The sequence below is a fragment of the Pedobacter cryophilus genome (assembly GCF_005116455.1).
GTDB lineage: Bacteria > Bacteroidota > Bacteroidia > Sphingobacteriales > Sphingobacteriaceae > Pseudopedobacter > Pseudopedobacter cryophilum.
Genome location: NZ_SWBP01000005.1, coordinates 150,726 through 165,153 on the forward strand (window position 1 = coordinate 150,726; position 14,428 = coordinate 165,153).

Sequence of the window (14,428 nt, forward strand, 5' to 3'; positions counted from 1 at the left end):
GGCTAAGTCATTTTAATTACATTATAAAAGATTTATTGCCCTCGATTTTAATCGAGGGAGAGAGATTATAAAAGATTTATTTCCCCTGATTTCAATCAGGGGAAACTTAAACAAGAAATTATGAAAAGAATTTCCTTTTGCGCATTTCTGCTTTTTTGGAGTATCTCATTCACTCAAGCACAAACCAGAGAAAAATTCAATTTCAACCCCGAGTGGAAATTGAAAGTTTTTGATGATTCATTGGCTTTTAAGCCAAATTATAATGATAGAGATTGGGAAACCATTTCTTTACCTCATGCTTGGAATGAAGATGATGCATTTTTAAAACCTATTGATAAACATTCAACAGGAATTAGTTGGTACAGAAAGCATTTCAAAATTCCTGCAAATGCCATAAAAGGGAAAGTTTTTTTAGAATTTGAAGGCGTTAAATTTGGTGCCGAGATTTGGATTAACGGTAAATACGCTGGTATTCATGAAAACGGTGTAATGGCTTTTGGTATTGATGCCACCCCTTTTTTAAATCCAGATGATCAAGAAAATATCATCGCTTTAAGAATTGATAATGCTTGGAATTATCATGAAAAAGCAACCAACTCTACCTGGCAATGGAACAATAATAATTTTAACGCCAATTACGGCGGAATGCCTAAAAATGTTTGGTTACATACCACAGGTGATGTTTATCAAACACTTCCATTATACAGCAATTTGGGCACCACCGGCACTTATATTTATGCATCGGCTTTTGATATCAAACAAAAGTCGGCACAAATTAATGTAGAAAGTCAGGTGAGCAATGCATCGGCGAAAGCCAAAAAAATTAGGTTAGAAACCGAAGTATTAGATCTTCAAGGTAAATCTATCGCTACTTTTTCATCATTAGAATTATCGTTAAAAGCTGGTGAAACTAAAGAAATAAAGGCTTCATCCATCCTTAAAAATTTAGAATTTTGGAGTTGGGGCTATGGCTATTTATATACCGTAATTACCAGAATCAAATCAGAAGAAACACTAATAGACGAAGTGAAAACCAAAACAGGCTTTAGAAAAACCGAGTTTAAAGACGGAATGGTTTATTTAAACGATAGAGTGTTGATGATGAAAGGCTATGCACAACGTACCAGTAACGAGTGGCCTTCTGTAGGAATGTCTGTACCGGCTTGGTTGAGCGATTTTAGCAATAAATTAATGGTTGAAAGCAACGGCAACTTGGTGCGTTGGATGCATGTTACGCCTTGGAAACAAGATGTAGAATCTTGCGATAGGGTGGGTTTAATACAAGCTATGCCTGCCGGCGATGCAGAAAAAGATGTAGAGGGAAGAAGATGGGAGCAACGTAAAGAATTAATGCGAGATGCCATTATTTATAATAGAAACAGCCCCTCCATTGTTTTTTACGAGTGCGGAAACGAGTCTATTAGTGATGCGCACATGGCAGAAATGAAAGTAATTAGAGATCAATACGACCCTAATGGCGGTCGAGCAATTGGTTCTAGAGAAATGCTTGACAGTAAAGTTTCTGAATATGGTGGCGAAATGTTGTACATCAATAAAAGTGATACGCAACCACTTTGGTCTATGGAATATTCTAGAGACGAAGGTTTAAGAAAATATTGGGATGAGTTTACTCCACCTTTTCATAAAAATGGAGCTGGTCCCAAATATAAAGATCAAGACGCTAGTGATTATAACCGTAATCAAGATTCTCATGCCATAGAAAACATTATTAGATGGAATGAATATTGGGTTCAACGCCCCGGAACAGGTAAAAAAGTAAGTTCTGGAGGGGTAAACATTGTATTTTCTGACACCAATACCCATTACAGAGGAGAAGAAAATTACCGTAGAAGCGGCGAAGTGGACGCCATGCGTATTCCTAAGGATGGCTTTTTTGCACACAAAGTGATGTGGGATGGTTGGGTAAATCCAGATCCAAAAGGCTTGCACATGATTGGCCATTGGAATTATACTGATGATGTTGTGAAAGATCAATATGTGATTTCGGCAGCTCAAAAAGTACAACTTTTCTTAAACGGAAAATCTTTAGGTTATGGCAATAGAACGCATAATTTTTTATTCACTTTCTCTAAAGTAAAATGGGAAGCTGGAACATTAAAAGCCATTTCTTATGATGAAAAAGGAAAACAAGTTGCTGAAAAAACTTTAGTAACTGCAAAAGCTCCAAAAAAGATAAAATTAACTTTACATCAATCTCCAGCTGGCTTTAAAGCCGATGGTGCCGATATGGTTTTGGTAGATGTTGAGGTTTTGGATCAAAACGGACAAAGATGTGCAACGGCTTTAAATATGATTAATTTTAAATTAGAAGGCCCGGCAGAGTGGAGAGGTGGAATTGCTCAAGGTCCAGATAATTATATTTTATCTCAAAACATACCAGTAGAAGGTGGGGTAAATAGAATCATTATTCGTTCGGCTTTAGCATCCGGTAAAATTAGATTAACGGCTACATCTGCAAATTTAGAAAGCGCTGTTATAGAGTTTTCATCTGCGCCAGTGGTAGTAAATAATGGCATTTCTAAAATTATCCCTGCTGATGGTTTGCCTTCTAATTTAGAAAGAGGCGAAACACCACAAGGCGCTTCTTATACATTAAGCAAACAGGCGCTTAAAATAGTAAATGTGACTGCCGGTGCCAATGAAAAAACGGCTAAAGCCAGTTATGATAATAATGAGCTTTCTAGCTGGACAAATGATGGAAAACTAAGTACAGCTTGGATCACTTATGAATTAGCCGAAAAATCTAAAGTAGATGAAGTAGTTTTAAAGCTGAATGGTTTTAGAACTAAGCAATATCCAATTCTTATTTTGGTTGATGATAAAGAGGTTTTTAAAGGGTTAACCGATATAAGCTTGGGGTATATAAATATTAAATGTATTCCGGCAACTGGTAAAAAAGTGAAAATCATTTTAGCCGATCAATCTTTAACAGATGATAAAAAGCAAATGGCCGAAATGAACGGAAAGAATTTAGATGATGGCAATAGCACAAATTTAAATAGTAAAGGAAGCCTTGGGATTATTGAAGTAGAGATTTATAAAACATTAAAATAATTTTGAAATGAAAGTCGCATTTGCAATGAAATTGAAACCGGGTTGCGCCGATGAATACAAGAAAAGACATGATACCATTTGGCCAGAACTTGCTCAGCTTTTAAAGGATAACGGAATTAGTGATTATTCTATTTTTTTAGATGAGTCGAGCAATACCCTATTCGCTGTGCAGCAGCAATCTGGTTCTTCTTCTCAAGATTTAGGCAGCACCGCAATTGTTCAAAAATGGTGGGCTTATATGGCAGATATTATGGAAACCAATCCAGATCATTCTCCGGTAAGCACTCCACTTCCTCAAGTATTTCATTTAGACTAAATACCATCATGAAAAAAGTAGTAATAGGCTTATTGTTTTTTTGTTTCTGTTTAAAACTGAATGCCCAAGAAGCAGAAAAATCAATTTATCTGTTTTCCTATTTCAAAAATAACGGTCAGGATGGTCTGCATTTAGCGTACAGTAAAGATGGTTTAAAATGGGATGCACTTAAAAATGATCAATCGTTTTTAAAACCAACAGTTTCAAAAGATAAATTAATGCGTGACCCTTGCATTATTAGAGGCGGAGATGGTAATTTTCACATGGTTTGGACCGTAAGCTGGACCGATAAAACCATTGGTTATGCTTGGTCTAAAGATTTAGTGAATTGGTCTGAACAAGTTGCTATACCAGTAATGGCACATGAAGAAGGCGCAAGAAATTGCTGGGCACCAGAAATTACTTATGATGCGGCAAAAAAGCAATACCTAATTTATTGGGCAACTACCATTACTGGTAAGTTTCCCGAAACCTTTTCTGAAAAAGATAATGGCTATAACCACCGCATGTATTATACTTTAACTAAAGATTTTAAGAAGTTTTCTAAAACAAAATTATTGTATAATCCGGGTTTTAATGTAATTGATGCTACTATTTTGAAGGATGGAAAGCGCTTTATCATGTTTGCTAAAGACGAAACCAGAGAGCCCGCTCAAAAGAACCTAAAAGTGGCTTACAGTAAAAAACTAAAAGGACCTTACAGCAACGCCAGCGAACCAATTACAGGAAAATACTGGGCCGAAGGACCAACTGTAATTAAGAAAAATGATACTTGGATAGTCTATTTTGATAAATACACTTTGCATCAGTATGGAGCCATTTCATCAAAAGATTTAAAAAATTGGGATGATATTTCTGCTCAGATTTCTTTGCCAAAAGGTATAAGACACGGTTCTATTTTAACCATTACAGAGGCAGAACTTAATAAACTAAAATAAGTGAATTAATTTTTTTAAATTAAATTAACTTTATACCGAGGTTTATTATTTAAAAATCGAGAATGAAACCAACTGATTTCTTCAAATTTGTACATGTAGATGAATACTCTGCAACGCCAAAATACTTGCAGTTAAGCGACTCTATAATTTCAGCAATTGAGACCAATCATCTTCAAAAAGATGATGTTTTACCCTCAATTAATGAGCTCAGTTATATGCTCGAAATTTCTAGAGATACAGCAGAAAAAGGTTATCGGTATCTTAAAAAACTAGGCGTAATTATTTCAGTTCCGGGTAGAGGTTATTATGTGGGTAATGCCGATTTTAAAAAGAAAATTAAGGTATTTCTACTTTTCAACAAGCTTTCAGCCCACAAAAAAATCATTTACGATTCATTTGTTTCTTCTTTAGGTGCTGATGCCGCCGTTGATTTTTATATCTACAACAACGATTTTACCATATTTAAAAAACTCATTCAAAACAGAAGGACAGATTATTCGCATTACATTATTATTCCTCATTTTATGGAAGGGGGTAGTAATGCTTATGATATTATCAACACCTTACCCAAAGAGAAATTAATTCTTTTAGATAAAAAAGTGCCGGGTGTAGAAGGCGAATATTCGGCCATTTATGAGAATTTTGAAAAAGACATTTACGGTGCTTTAAGCGAAGCAAAAGAACAATTATCTAAATATCATACCCTAAAAATTATATTCCCCAAAAAGAGTTACTTCCCAAAAGAAATCATTTATGGTTTTAAAAGGTTTTGTCAGCAATACGCCTTCAATCATAAAATAGTAAGCGATCTCCATATCGAACCTATTTTACCCGGCGAAGCCTACATTAATTTAATGGAGGATGATTTAGTGGTTCTTATAGAAAAAATTATCTCTCTTGATTTAGTAATAGGTAAAGATGTGGGGCTAATATCCTATAATGAAACACCATTAAAGAAACTTTTATTAAACGGCATAACCACAATTTCTACAGATTTTAAGCTCATGGGAAGTCTGGCAGCAGAGATGATTAAAAAGAAAACTCATGAGCACCATGAGGTTCCATTCTATATTACATTAAGACCCTCTCTTTAAAATATTTTAGGCACTTACATGATAGTGCATGACAGTTCAATAGCTCTATCTTGTTATTTTAGCTTTACCAATAAATAAACTAAAATAACATTTTTCATGCAAGCAATTTTTGGCGTACTTTTTCATTTCATCGGAGGCTTTGCTTCGGGTAGTTTTTACATTCCTTATAAAAAAGTCAAAGGATGGGCTTGGGAAAGTTACTGGATAGTTGGGGGACTTTTCTCTTGGTTAGTGGTGCCACCTTTAGCCGCATATTTAACCGTTCCTAATTTTTCAGATTTTTTAAGTAGCGCAACAGGGAGTGTTTTGTTGTTAACTTACTTTTTTGGCGTTTTATGGGGAATAGGCGGATTAACCTATGGATTGGGCGTTCGTTATCTTGGTGTTTCACTGGGGAGTTCTATTATTTTAGGTCTTTGTATGGTGTTAGGTTCAATACTACCATCAATTTATTTTGATGTTTTCCCAAAAGAGGGAAAAGATACATTTACCATGTTCTTAACAACAGATTGGGGGCAGATGGTGCTTTTAGGACTAATTGTTTGTGTAATCGGAATTATCATTTGTGGTAAAGCGGGAATGATGAAAGAAAAGCAGTTAAAAACCGCTGCTACAGATCCTCATGGCTTAGAAGTTAAAACAGAATATAAATTCGGATTAGGTTTATTTGTTGGTATTGTTTCTGGTGTGCTAAGTGCTTGTTTTAATTTTGGTATCGAAGCTGGAAAACCAATTTCTGATGCAGTTAATACCGTTTGGAAACTAGCAAATCCAACTGAAACCACTAATTTTCTTTACTCAAATAATGTTACTTATATCGTTATCCTTTGGGGTGGTTTAACAACCAACTTTATTTGGTGTATGATTTTAAATGCTAGAAATAAGACTTTTGGAGATTATACCAATCAAAAAACTCCGCTGTTAAAAAATTATATCTTTTCGGCACTTGCAGGAACAACATGGTTCTTACAATTCTTCTTCTATGGTATGGGCGAAAGTAAAATGGGCAATGGTGCAAGTTCTTGGATTTTGCACATGGCGTTTATCATTTTAATTGCCAATGCTTGGGGTCTTATTTTAAAAGAATGGAAAGGCGTGTCAAAAGGTACATTAACAACTATTTTAGTAGGTATTGCTACCATTATACTTTCTGTTTTAATAGTTGGTTATGGAAATTCAATTAAGGTTTAAATAAAAAATAAAAAATATATATTATGTCTGTACAAACAACCTCTTTTAAACACGTAAGCTATCTTTGGAATGAAGAAGAAGCGGCAAAACTTGCTGGTGATGAGGTAGCATTATTAATTTACAGGTCTAATTTGCTAGGTGCAGATTTAAGACTGACCAATTATGGTGGTGGCAATACATCATGTAAAGCATTAGCCAAAGATCCATTAACGGGAGAAGAGACAGAGATCATGTGGATTAAAGGTTCTGGTGGAGATATTGGTACTTTAAAGAAAAGCGGCTTAGCGGCTCTTTATGTAGAAAGATTAAGAGCATTGAAAAATGTTTATCGTGGGCTTGATTATGAAGATGAAATGGTGGAGCTATTTAACCACTGCATTTATGATTTAGCTTCTAAAGCGCCATCTATTGATACACCTTTACATGGTTTTTTACCATTTAAGCATATAGATCATTTACATCCAGATGCTGCTATTGCAATTGCAGCGGCAAAAGATGGAGAGAAAATCACTAAAGAACTGTTTAATGGCCAAATTGGATGGGTGGAATGGAGAAAACCCGGATTTGAATTAGGATTAGAATTAAAGAAATGTTTAGATGAAAATCCTGGAATTAAAGGGATTATGCTGGGTTCTCATGGTTTATTTACTTGGGGAGATACCGCTTACAAAAGCTACATCAATACATTAGAAGTCATTGAAAAATGCGCTGAATACCTAGAGGAAAATTACGGTAAAAAAGGACCAATATTTGGTGGCGAAAAATTAAAAAGTTTAGCGCCAGATCAACGTAAAAATCAAGCTTCAGCATTAGCGCCAATTTTAAGAGGCTTTTGTTCTAGCGAACGTAAAATGATTGGTCATTTTACAGATGATGCCAGAGTGTTAGAGTTTATCAATTCTAATGATTTAGACAGATTAGCGCCTCTTGGAACAAGTTGCCCAGATCACTTCTTAAGAACAAAAATTAGTCCTTTAGTTTTAGATTTAAAGCCAGATCAAGATTTATCTGATGTAAACGCTATCAAAGAACACTTAGCGCCAGCTTTTGATGCTTACCGTAAAATGTATACAGATTATTACGAAACCTGTAAGCATGATAACAGCCCGGCCATTAGAGATACCAACCCGGTAATTATTTTATATCCAGGAGTAGGTTTATTTTCTTTTTCAAAAGATAAACAAACTACAAGAGTTGCAGCCGAGTTTTATACCAATGCCATTAATGTAATGAAAGGTGCCGAAGCAATTTCAGAATACACCTCATTACCAAGACAAGAAGCATTTAACATAGAATACTGGTTGTTAGAAGAAGCTAAATTGCAAAGAATGCCAAAGCCAAAAGCTTTGTCTGGTCAAATTGCTTTGATTACAGGTAGTGCTGGTGGTATTGGAAAAGCAATTGCTAAAAAGTTTGTAGATGAAGGTGCAGTTGTAGTGCTTAATGATATGAATGCCGAGCGTTTAGAAGCAACTGGCGAAGAATTTAAAAATATTTACGGTAAAGATTCTTATACTACCACTATATTAGATGTTACCAATAACGATCAAATTAAGCAAGCTTTTGATGATGCAGCTTTAGCTTTTGGCGGAGTAGATATCATTATTAACAATGCGGGTTTATCTATTTCTAAAACTATTGAAGATCATACAGATAAAGATTGGGATTTGTTATACGATGTTTTAGTAAAAGGCCAATTTAAAGTAACACAAGCCGCTGTTGGCGTGATGCGTAAGCAAGGTACAGGTGGCGATGTGATCAATATTGTAAGTAAAAACGCATTGGTTTCTGGTCCTAATAATGCAGGATATGGAAGTGCAAAAGCGGCACAGTTACATTTAAGCAGATTAAACGCTGCCGAATTAGGTGCAGATAATATTCGTGTAAACGTAGTTAATCCAGATGCAGTAATCTCAGATAGTAATATTTGGGCAGGCGGTTGGGCCGAAGGCAGAGCAAAAGCTTACGGAATTACAGTAGCAGAATTGCCAGCCTATTACGCAAAAAGAACCTTGCTAAACAAAATTATATTACCAGTTGATATTGCAAATGCTTGTTTTGCTTTCACTGGTGGCTTATTAAATAAGTCAACAGGAAATGTATTGAATGTTGATGGTGGAGTAGCAATGGCTTTTGTGAGATAATATTAGAATAAATACAAAATCGGGGAATCATGTTAATAGAAAAATATCAAATAGATCAGCACAATGGAGAATTGTCTGAGAAACAACAAAATAAATTCAATTTTTTTAAAGCAGAAAATCCATCAGCAGAGAGTTTATTGCAAAAATTAGTTGATTTTCAAATTGCAATACCTAGCTGGGCTTTAGGTACAGGAGGAACACGTTTTGGCCGTTTTTCTGGCGGTGGCGAACCTCGTAACCTGGAAGATAAAATGATGGATATTGGTTTATTACACCAATTAAATCGTTCTAGCGGGGCTATTTCATTACATATTCCTTGGGATATCCCAGAAGATGTAGAGAAAATTAAAAACCTTGCAGCTTCTTTAGATTTAAAATTTGATGCTGTAAATTCAAATACTTTTCAAGATCAACCTAATCAAGCTTACAGCTATAAGTTTGGTTCTTTACAACACGTAGATAAAAAAGTAAGAGACCAAGCCATTGCTCATAACATAGAAGTTATAAAACAAGGGGAAGCTTTAGGCTCAAAATCTTTAACGGTTTGGTTAGCAGATGGATCTTCTTTTCCAGGTCAATTAAATTTCCGCGAAGCTTTTCAAAATACTTTAGCCAGCTTAAAAGAAATTTATGCCGCATTACCTGCCGACTGGAAAATGTTTGTAGAATATAAATCTAATGAGCCAAATTTTTACTCAACAACAGTAGCAGATTGGGGTCAATCATTATTATACGTTACCAAATTAGGTCCAAAAGCTTATACTTTGGTAGATTTAGGTCACCATTTACCAAATGCTAATATTGAGCAAATTGTTTCTATCCTATTAATGGAAGGTAAGTTAGGTGGTTTCCACTTTAACGATTCTAAATACGGAGATGATGATTTAACTGCCGGAGCAATTAAACCCTACCAATTATTCTTAATTTTTAATGAATTGGTAGAAGGTATGGATGCAAATAACATGAACCATGCAACAGATTTAGGTTGGATGATTGATGCTTCTCACAATGTTAAAGATCCATTAGAAGATTTATTACAATCTGTAGAAGCTATAATGATGGCGTATGCTCAGGCTTTAATAGTAGATAGAAAAGCATTAAAAGCAGCTCAAAAAGTAAATGATGTTGCGCTTTGTCAAGAAATTTTACAGGAAGCTCACCGTACAGATGTGCGTTCTTTAGTTGCCCAAGCTCGTTTAATGGCGGGTGGTGCAATTGATCCAATTGGTTTATTCAGATCTGTAAAAGTGAGAGAAAAACTAATCGAAGAAAGAGGATTAAAATCGGTAGCAACCGGATTATAAAAATTACTATTTTAGATTCACGATTTTAGGTTTCCTTGCAAAAAGGACGATCTAAAATCGTGATTCATAAATCTAAAATAAGATAAATCTAAAAGCCAATACAATTTAATGTCTAAGCCCGTAATCGCCATATTTGACGTAGGAAAAACCAATAAAAAGCTTTTCCTTTTTGATGAAGAATATAAAATCGTTTTTGAACGTTCGGCAAGGTTTACAGAAACAAAAGATGAAGACGGCGATTCTTGTGAGAATTTAGAAAGCTTAAGGTTATCAGTTTTTGATTCCTTACGTGAAGTTTTAAGAGAGAAAGAGTTCAATATTAAAGCTATCAATTTTTCTACTTACGGCGCAAGTTTAGTTTACGTAGATCAAAACGGACAGGCTTTAGCTCCTTTATACAACTATCTTAAAGAATATCCCGAAGCTCTAAAAAAGCAGTTTTATGATACCTATGGCGGCGAAGAAGATTTTTCTGTCAGAACATCATCTCCCGTTTTAGGAAGTTTAAATTCAGGAATGCAATTGTATCGTATGAAATACGAGAAGCCTGAATTATTCAAGCGAATGAAATACGCTTTGCACCTTCCTCAATACATGAGTTCTATCATTACCGGGAAAATGTATAGTGATATTACCAGCATTGGCTGTCATACCAATTTATGGGATTTTCAAAATAATGCCTATCATGAATGGGTAGCAGAAGAAGGTGTTGATGCTAAATTAGCTCCGCTTTTTCCTGGTGATAAAGTAATAACCTCTAGCTTTCCAAGTGATAATTATTTAACAGGCGTAGGCTTGCATGATAGTTCTGCAGCATTAATTCCTTATTTAGAAAGTTTTAGAGAGCCGTTTGTATTGATATCTACCGGCACTTGGTGTATCAGTTTAAATCCTTTTAACCATAATCCACTTACAAAATTTGAGCTAACTCAAGATTGTTTAAGCTACATGACTTTTACCGGTAAGCCCATTAAAGCTTCCCGTTTATTTGCTGGTTTTGAGCATGAACAGCAGGTAAAAAGAATAGCAGCTCACTACAATCAAGCTATTGGGAAATATAAAACAGTTAAATTTGATATGGCTGTGGTAAAGAAATTTCTTCCTGATAAGCCTTTGCATCTGTATTTCAATTCTTTAGGTTTTGATTATTTTGACTTTGCCAGAGAAGATCTAAGTCGTTTTAAAAATGACATAGAAGCTTACCATTATTTTATTTATACACTTATATTTAAGCAGTTTTTGTCTACCAGCTTAGCTTTAGATAAAACCAATGTAAAAAGGATATTTGTGGATGGCGGCTTTTCTAAAAATTCAATTTATATGAATTTATTAGCATTAGTTTTTCCAGATATTGAAGTTTATGCCGCATCAATGGCGCAAGCAACCGCAATGGGAGCCGCAGTAGCCATTCATCAGCATTGGAATAAACAACAATTGCCTACAGATATGATCACCTTAAAATTATTTGTATCACCAAAAAGTAAATGAGAGTAGCCTTATTTGTCCCTTGTTATGTAGATCAGTTTTACCCGCAGGCAGCCATTGCGAGTTTAGAGTTATTAGAAAAATACGGATGCGAGGTACATTATCCAAAGAATCAAACCTGTTGTGGTCAACCTATGGCCAATTCGGGTTTTGAGCATTTATCTGGCGGCTGCAATCATAATTTTGTAAAGAACTTTGTTGGATATGATTATATCGTAGCGCCTTCTGGTAGTTGCGTATTGCATATTAATGAACATTTGCATGATGATGAATTTCCGGCAGAAGCAAAATACATCAGAGAACACACTTACGAATTGATTTCTTTTTTAACCGATATTTTAAAAGTTAAAAACTTAGAAGCCAGTTTTCCATACAAGGTAGGAATGCACCAAAGCTGTCACGGGCAAAGGGGTTTAAAGCTTGCGCAAATGAGCGAACTAAATGCACCCGCTTTTTCTAAACCAATGGATTTGCTAAATATGGTGAAAGACATTGAAATGGTAGAACTAGACCGAAAAGACGAATGCTGTGGCTTTGGTGGAACATTTTGTGTAGCCGAAGAAGCAGTATCTGTAAAAATGGGAAAAGACAGAGTGGCAGATCATATTAAACAAGGTGTAGATTATATTACCGGTGTAGATCTTTCCTGCTTAATGCATATGGAAGGAATATTAAAACGTCAAAACAGCAAAGTTAAAGTCATCCATATTGCCGAGATTTTAAACGGAAGTATCAAATGAAAGTAGCAGACCACGCCCAAAGAGCAGATATTTTTAATCAAGATGAGAAACGGGTTGATTGGCATGATGAAACCCTTTGGTGGATCAGACAGAAACGCGATAAAATTGCCCATCAAATTCCGCAATGGGAAGAATTACGTGAAGCCGCCTCATCCATAAAAGCACATACCTTATCAAATCTGCACAATTACCTCATAGAATTTGAGAAACATGCAGAACAAAACGGCATTAAAATACATTGGGCAGCTGATGCCAAAGAACACAACCAAATTGTTCATCAGCTGTTACAAAAAAATAACATCAATCAACTGGTGAAAAGTAAGTCAATGCTGACAGAAGAATGCCATTTGAACGAGTATTTACAAGAACAGGGAATAGATGTGATTGACTCTGACTTGGGCGAACGTATTGTTCAATTAGCTAAAGAACCACCAAGCCACATTGTACTGCCTTGCATTCATAAAACTAAAGAAGAAATAGGAGAGCTATTTCATGAGCATTTGGGTACACCCAAAGGAAATTCAGATCCACAGTTATTAACAGAAGCTGCCCGCATACATTTAAGAGATACCTTTTTAACCCGCAAAGCAGCGCTTACCGGCGTAAATTTTGCTATCGCAGAAACCGGAGAAATCGTAATCTGTACTAACGAAGGTAATGCAGATATGGGCGCCCATTTGGCTGATATTCATATTGCCAGTATGGGAATAGAAAAGATCATCCCAAAAAGAGAACATTTGGCAGTATTCCTTAGATTATTGGCCAGAAGTGCAACAGGGCAGCCTATTACCACCTACTCCAGCCATTTTAGTAAACCAAGAGCCGGAACAGAAATCCACATCATATTGGTGGATAACGGTAGAACCCGACAATTAGGAAGAGAAGATTTTAGAAGCTCTTTAAAATGTATTCGCTGTGGTGCTTGTATGAACACCTGCCCGGTGTACAGAAGAAGCGGAGGACATAGCTATCATAACGCAGTTGCAGGTCCAATCGGTTCTATTTTAGCGCCAAATTTGGATATGAAAGACTTTGCAGATTTACCCTTTGCATCCACTTTATGCGGCTCCTGCACCAACGTTTGTCCGGTAAAAATTGATATTCATGAGCAGTTGTATAAATGGCGCCAAGTATTGGTAAAAGAAGGACATGTAGATCCTAAAAAAGCAATAGCTATGCAGGTAATGGCTAAAACTTTGGCCTCACCAACCTTATATCATTTAGCAGGAAAAGCAGCAAGAATAACATTGAAATATGCCCCATTTGTGGTGAACAATAAGTTTAATGCTTGGTATTTGCAAAGAGAAATGCCCGAAGTGCCTAAAAGCTCTTTTGGCGAATGGTACCAACAAAACAGAAAAGACTCATGATGAGTAGAGAACAAATTCTACATGCCGTAAAAATGAACCAGCCGGAAGAATTAGCGCTTCCAAATTTAGACTCATTTTTTGAAAATCAGACTCAAGGAGATATCGCCGAGTTTACCAGCGTACTACAAGGTATTGGCGCTTTAGTGCTACAGGTAAGAAATCATCAGGAGATGATCAATACGCTAAAAGCACAATTCAAAATAGGAGAGGTAAGAGTAGTTTCTCCTTTAGAAAGTCTAAGAGAAATTGCAGAACCATTTATTGGTGATGACCCGCATCAATTAGCAAATGCCGAATTGGTGATACTTCCATCTCATTTTGCAGTTGCAGAAAACGGAGCTTGCTGGTTAAGCGATGCTTTATGTAGCGAAAGAGTGTTACCTTTTATTACCCAACATTTGGTGTTAACAGTCAATAAAGAAGATATTGTACCCACCATGCATGAAGCTTATGCGAGAATTGGCAAGGCCGATTATGGCTTTGGAACTTTTATAGCAGGTCCATCAAAAACAGCAGATATAGCGCAAAGCTTAGTGTTAGGTGCTCACGGCCCTAGAAGTTTAATTGTTTTTATAATTTGATGATCTTTTAGAGTTTTCTATCAGCCTTAATTTGAATTTTATCGATTTTAAGAAATAAAGAGATTTAAGGGTTTTATAAGCTCCTATTCATTTGTTTTTATTACATAAATTATAAACATTTAGCTCTGTGACCTCCGTGATCTCTGTGGTTAATTATTCAACGCAAAGATCGCAAAGGGTAAAGGCGAAG

11 protein-coding genes are annotated in these 14,428 nt (G+C 35.7%); all 11 read left to right on the forward strand.

The annotated features are described in order from the left end of the window. Window positions 1-120 precede the first annotated feature (120 nt). The 11 genes from FA046_RS13890 to FA046_RS13940 all read left to right on the forward strand — a co-directional run bounded on the left by FA046_RS13890 (window position 121) and on the right by FA046_RS13940 (window position 14,238). Window positions 121-3,075, forward strand: coding sequence for a glycoside hydrolase family 2 protein (locus tag FA046_RS13890; RefSeq protein WP_136827141.1), 2,955 nt, complete (start codon window positions 121-123; stop codon window positions 3,073-3,075). Between the two features lie 7 nt (window positions 3,076-3,082). Further along, on the forward strand, window positions 3,083-3,391 hold the full coding sequence (rhaM, locus tag FA046_RS13895) for an L-rhamnose mutarotase (protein ID WP_136827142.1): 309 nt from the start codon (window positions 3,083-3,085) through the stop codon (window positions 3,389-3,391). A gap of 8 nt (window positions 3,392-3,399) precedes the next feature. Next, a complete protein-coding gene (locus FA046_RS13900) occupies window positions 3,400-4,329 on the forward strand; it encodes a glycoside hydrolase family 43 protein (protein ID WP_136827143.1) in 930 nt (309 codons plus the stop codon). Between the two features lie 62 nt (window positions 4,330-4,391). Beyond that, window positions 4,392-5,423: a GntR family transcriptional regulator gene (locus FA046_RS13905; RefSeq protein ID WP_136827144.1), complete on the forward strand. Its 1,032-nt coding sequence runs from the start codon at window positions 4,392-4,394 to the stop codon at window positions 5,421-5,423. 96 nt (window positions 5,424-5,519) lie between these two features. Continuing rightward, a complete protein-coding gene (gene rhaT / locus FA046_RS13910; RefSeq protein WP_136827145.1) occupies window positions 5,520-6,614 on the forward strand; it encodes an L-rhamnose/proton symporter RhaT in 1,095 nt (364 codons plus the stop codon). A 23-nt stretch (window positions 6,615-6,637) separates the two neighbouring features. Then, window positions 6,638-8,758, forward strand: coding sequence for a bifunctional aldolase/short-chain dehydrogenase (locus FA046_RS13915; RefSeq protein ID WP_136827146.1), 2,121 nt, complete (start codon window positions 6,638-6,640; stop codon window positions 8,756-8,758). A gap of 29 nt (window positions 8,759-8,787) precedes the next feature. Continuing rightward, complete coding sequence (locus tag FA046_RS13920) at window positions 8,788-10,062, forward strand: sugar isomerase (protein WP_136827147.1); 1,275 nt, start codon at window positions 8,788-8,790, stop codon at window positions 10,060-10,062. A gap of 108 nt (window positions 10,063-10,170) precedes the next feature. Beyond that, the gene (locus tag FA046_RS13925) at window positions 10,171-11,550 is read left to right on the forward strand and encodes an FGGY-family carbohydrate kinase (protein WP_136827148.1); all 1,380 of its coding nucleotides are present in this window, start codon (window positions 10,171-10,173) and stop codon (window positions 11,548-11,550) included. Continuing rightward, window positions 11,547-12,287 carry a (Fe-S)-binding protein gene (locus FA046_RS13930; protein WP_136827149.1) on the forward strand — a complete coding sequence of 247 codons (741 nt, stop codon included), beginning with the start codon at window positions 11,547-11,549 and terminating at the stop codon, window positions 12,285-12,287. The genes FA046_RS13925 and FA046_RS13930 overlap by 4 nt, the downstream gene beginning before the upstream one ends. Further along, window positions 12,284-13,657: a lactate utilization protein B gene (locus FA046_RS13935; protein ID WP_136827150.1), complete on the forward strand. Its 1,374-nt coding sequence runs from the start codon at window positions 12,284-12,286 to the stop codon at window positions 13,655-13,657. Before FA046_RS13930 ends, FA046_RS13935 begins: the two co-directional genes overlap by 4 nt. Further along, window positions 13,654-14,238 carry a LutC/YkgG family protein gene (locus FA046_RS13940; RefSeq protein ID WP_136827258.1) on the forward strand — a complete coding sequence of 195 codons (585 nt, stop codon included), beginning with the start codon at window positions 13,654-13,656 and terminating at the stop codon, window positions 14,236-14,238. The genes FA046_RS13935 and FA046_RS13940 overlap by 4 nt, the downstream gene beginning before the upstream one ends. Window positions 14,239-14,428 lie beyond the last annotated feature (190 nt).

Excerpts from the sequence above, each read along its gene's own strand:
- FA046_RS13905 (WP_136827144.1), top strand. The coding sequence starts at position 4,392 with ATGAAACCAACTGATTTCTTCAAATTTGTACATGTAGATGAATACTCT.
- rhaT (WP_136827145.1), top strand. The coding sequence starts at position 5,520 with ATGCAAGCAATTTTTGGCGTACTTTTTCATTTCATCGGAGGCTTTGCT.
- FA046_RS13925 (WP_136827148.1), top strand. The coding sequence starts at position 10,171 with ATGTCTAAGCCCGTAATCGCCATATTTGACGTAGGAAAAACCAATAAA.
- FA046_RS13930 (WP_136827149.1), top strand. The coding sequence starts at position 11,547 with ATGAGAGTAGCCTTATTTGTCCCTTGTTATGTAGATCAGTTTTACCCG.
- FA046_RS13920 (WP_136827147.1), top strand. The coding sequence starts at position 8,788 with ATGTTAATAGAAAAATATCAAATAGATCAGCACAATGGAGAATTGTCT.
- FA046_RS13890 (WP_136827141.1), top strand. The coding sequence starts at position 121 with ATGAAAAGAATTTCCTTTTGCGCATTTCTGCTTTTTTGGAGTATCTCA.
- FA046_RS13915 (WP_136827146.1), top strand. The coding sequence starts at position 6,638 with ATGTCTGTACAAACAACCTCTTTTAAACACGTAAGCTATCTTTGGAAT.
- FA046_RS13940 (WP_136827258.1), top strand. The coding sequence starts at position 13,654 with ATGATGAGTAGAGAACAAATTCTACATGCCGTAAAAATGAACCAGCCG.
- rhaM (WP_136827142.1), top strand. The coding sequence starts at position 3,083 with ATGAAAGTCGCATTTGCAATGAAATTGAAACCGGGTTGCGCCGATGAA.
- FA046_RS13935 (WP_136827150.1), top strand. The coding sequence starts at position 12,284 with ATGAAAGTAGCAGACCACGCCCAAAGAGCAGATATTTTTAATCAAGAT.
- FA046_RS13900 (WP_136827143.1), top strand. The coding sequence starts at position 3,400 with ATGAAAAAAGTAGTAATAGGCTTATTGTTTTTTTGTTTCTGTTTAAAA.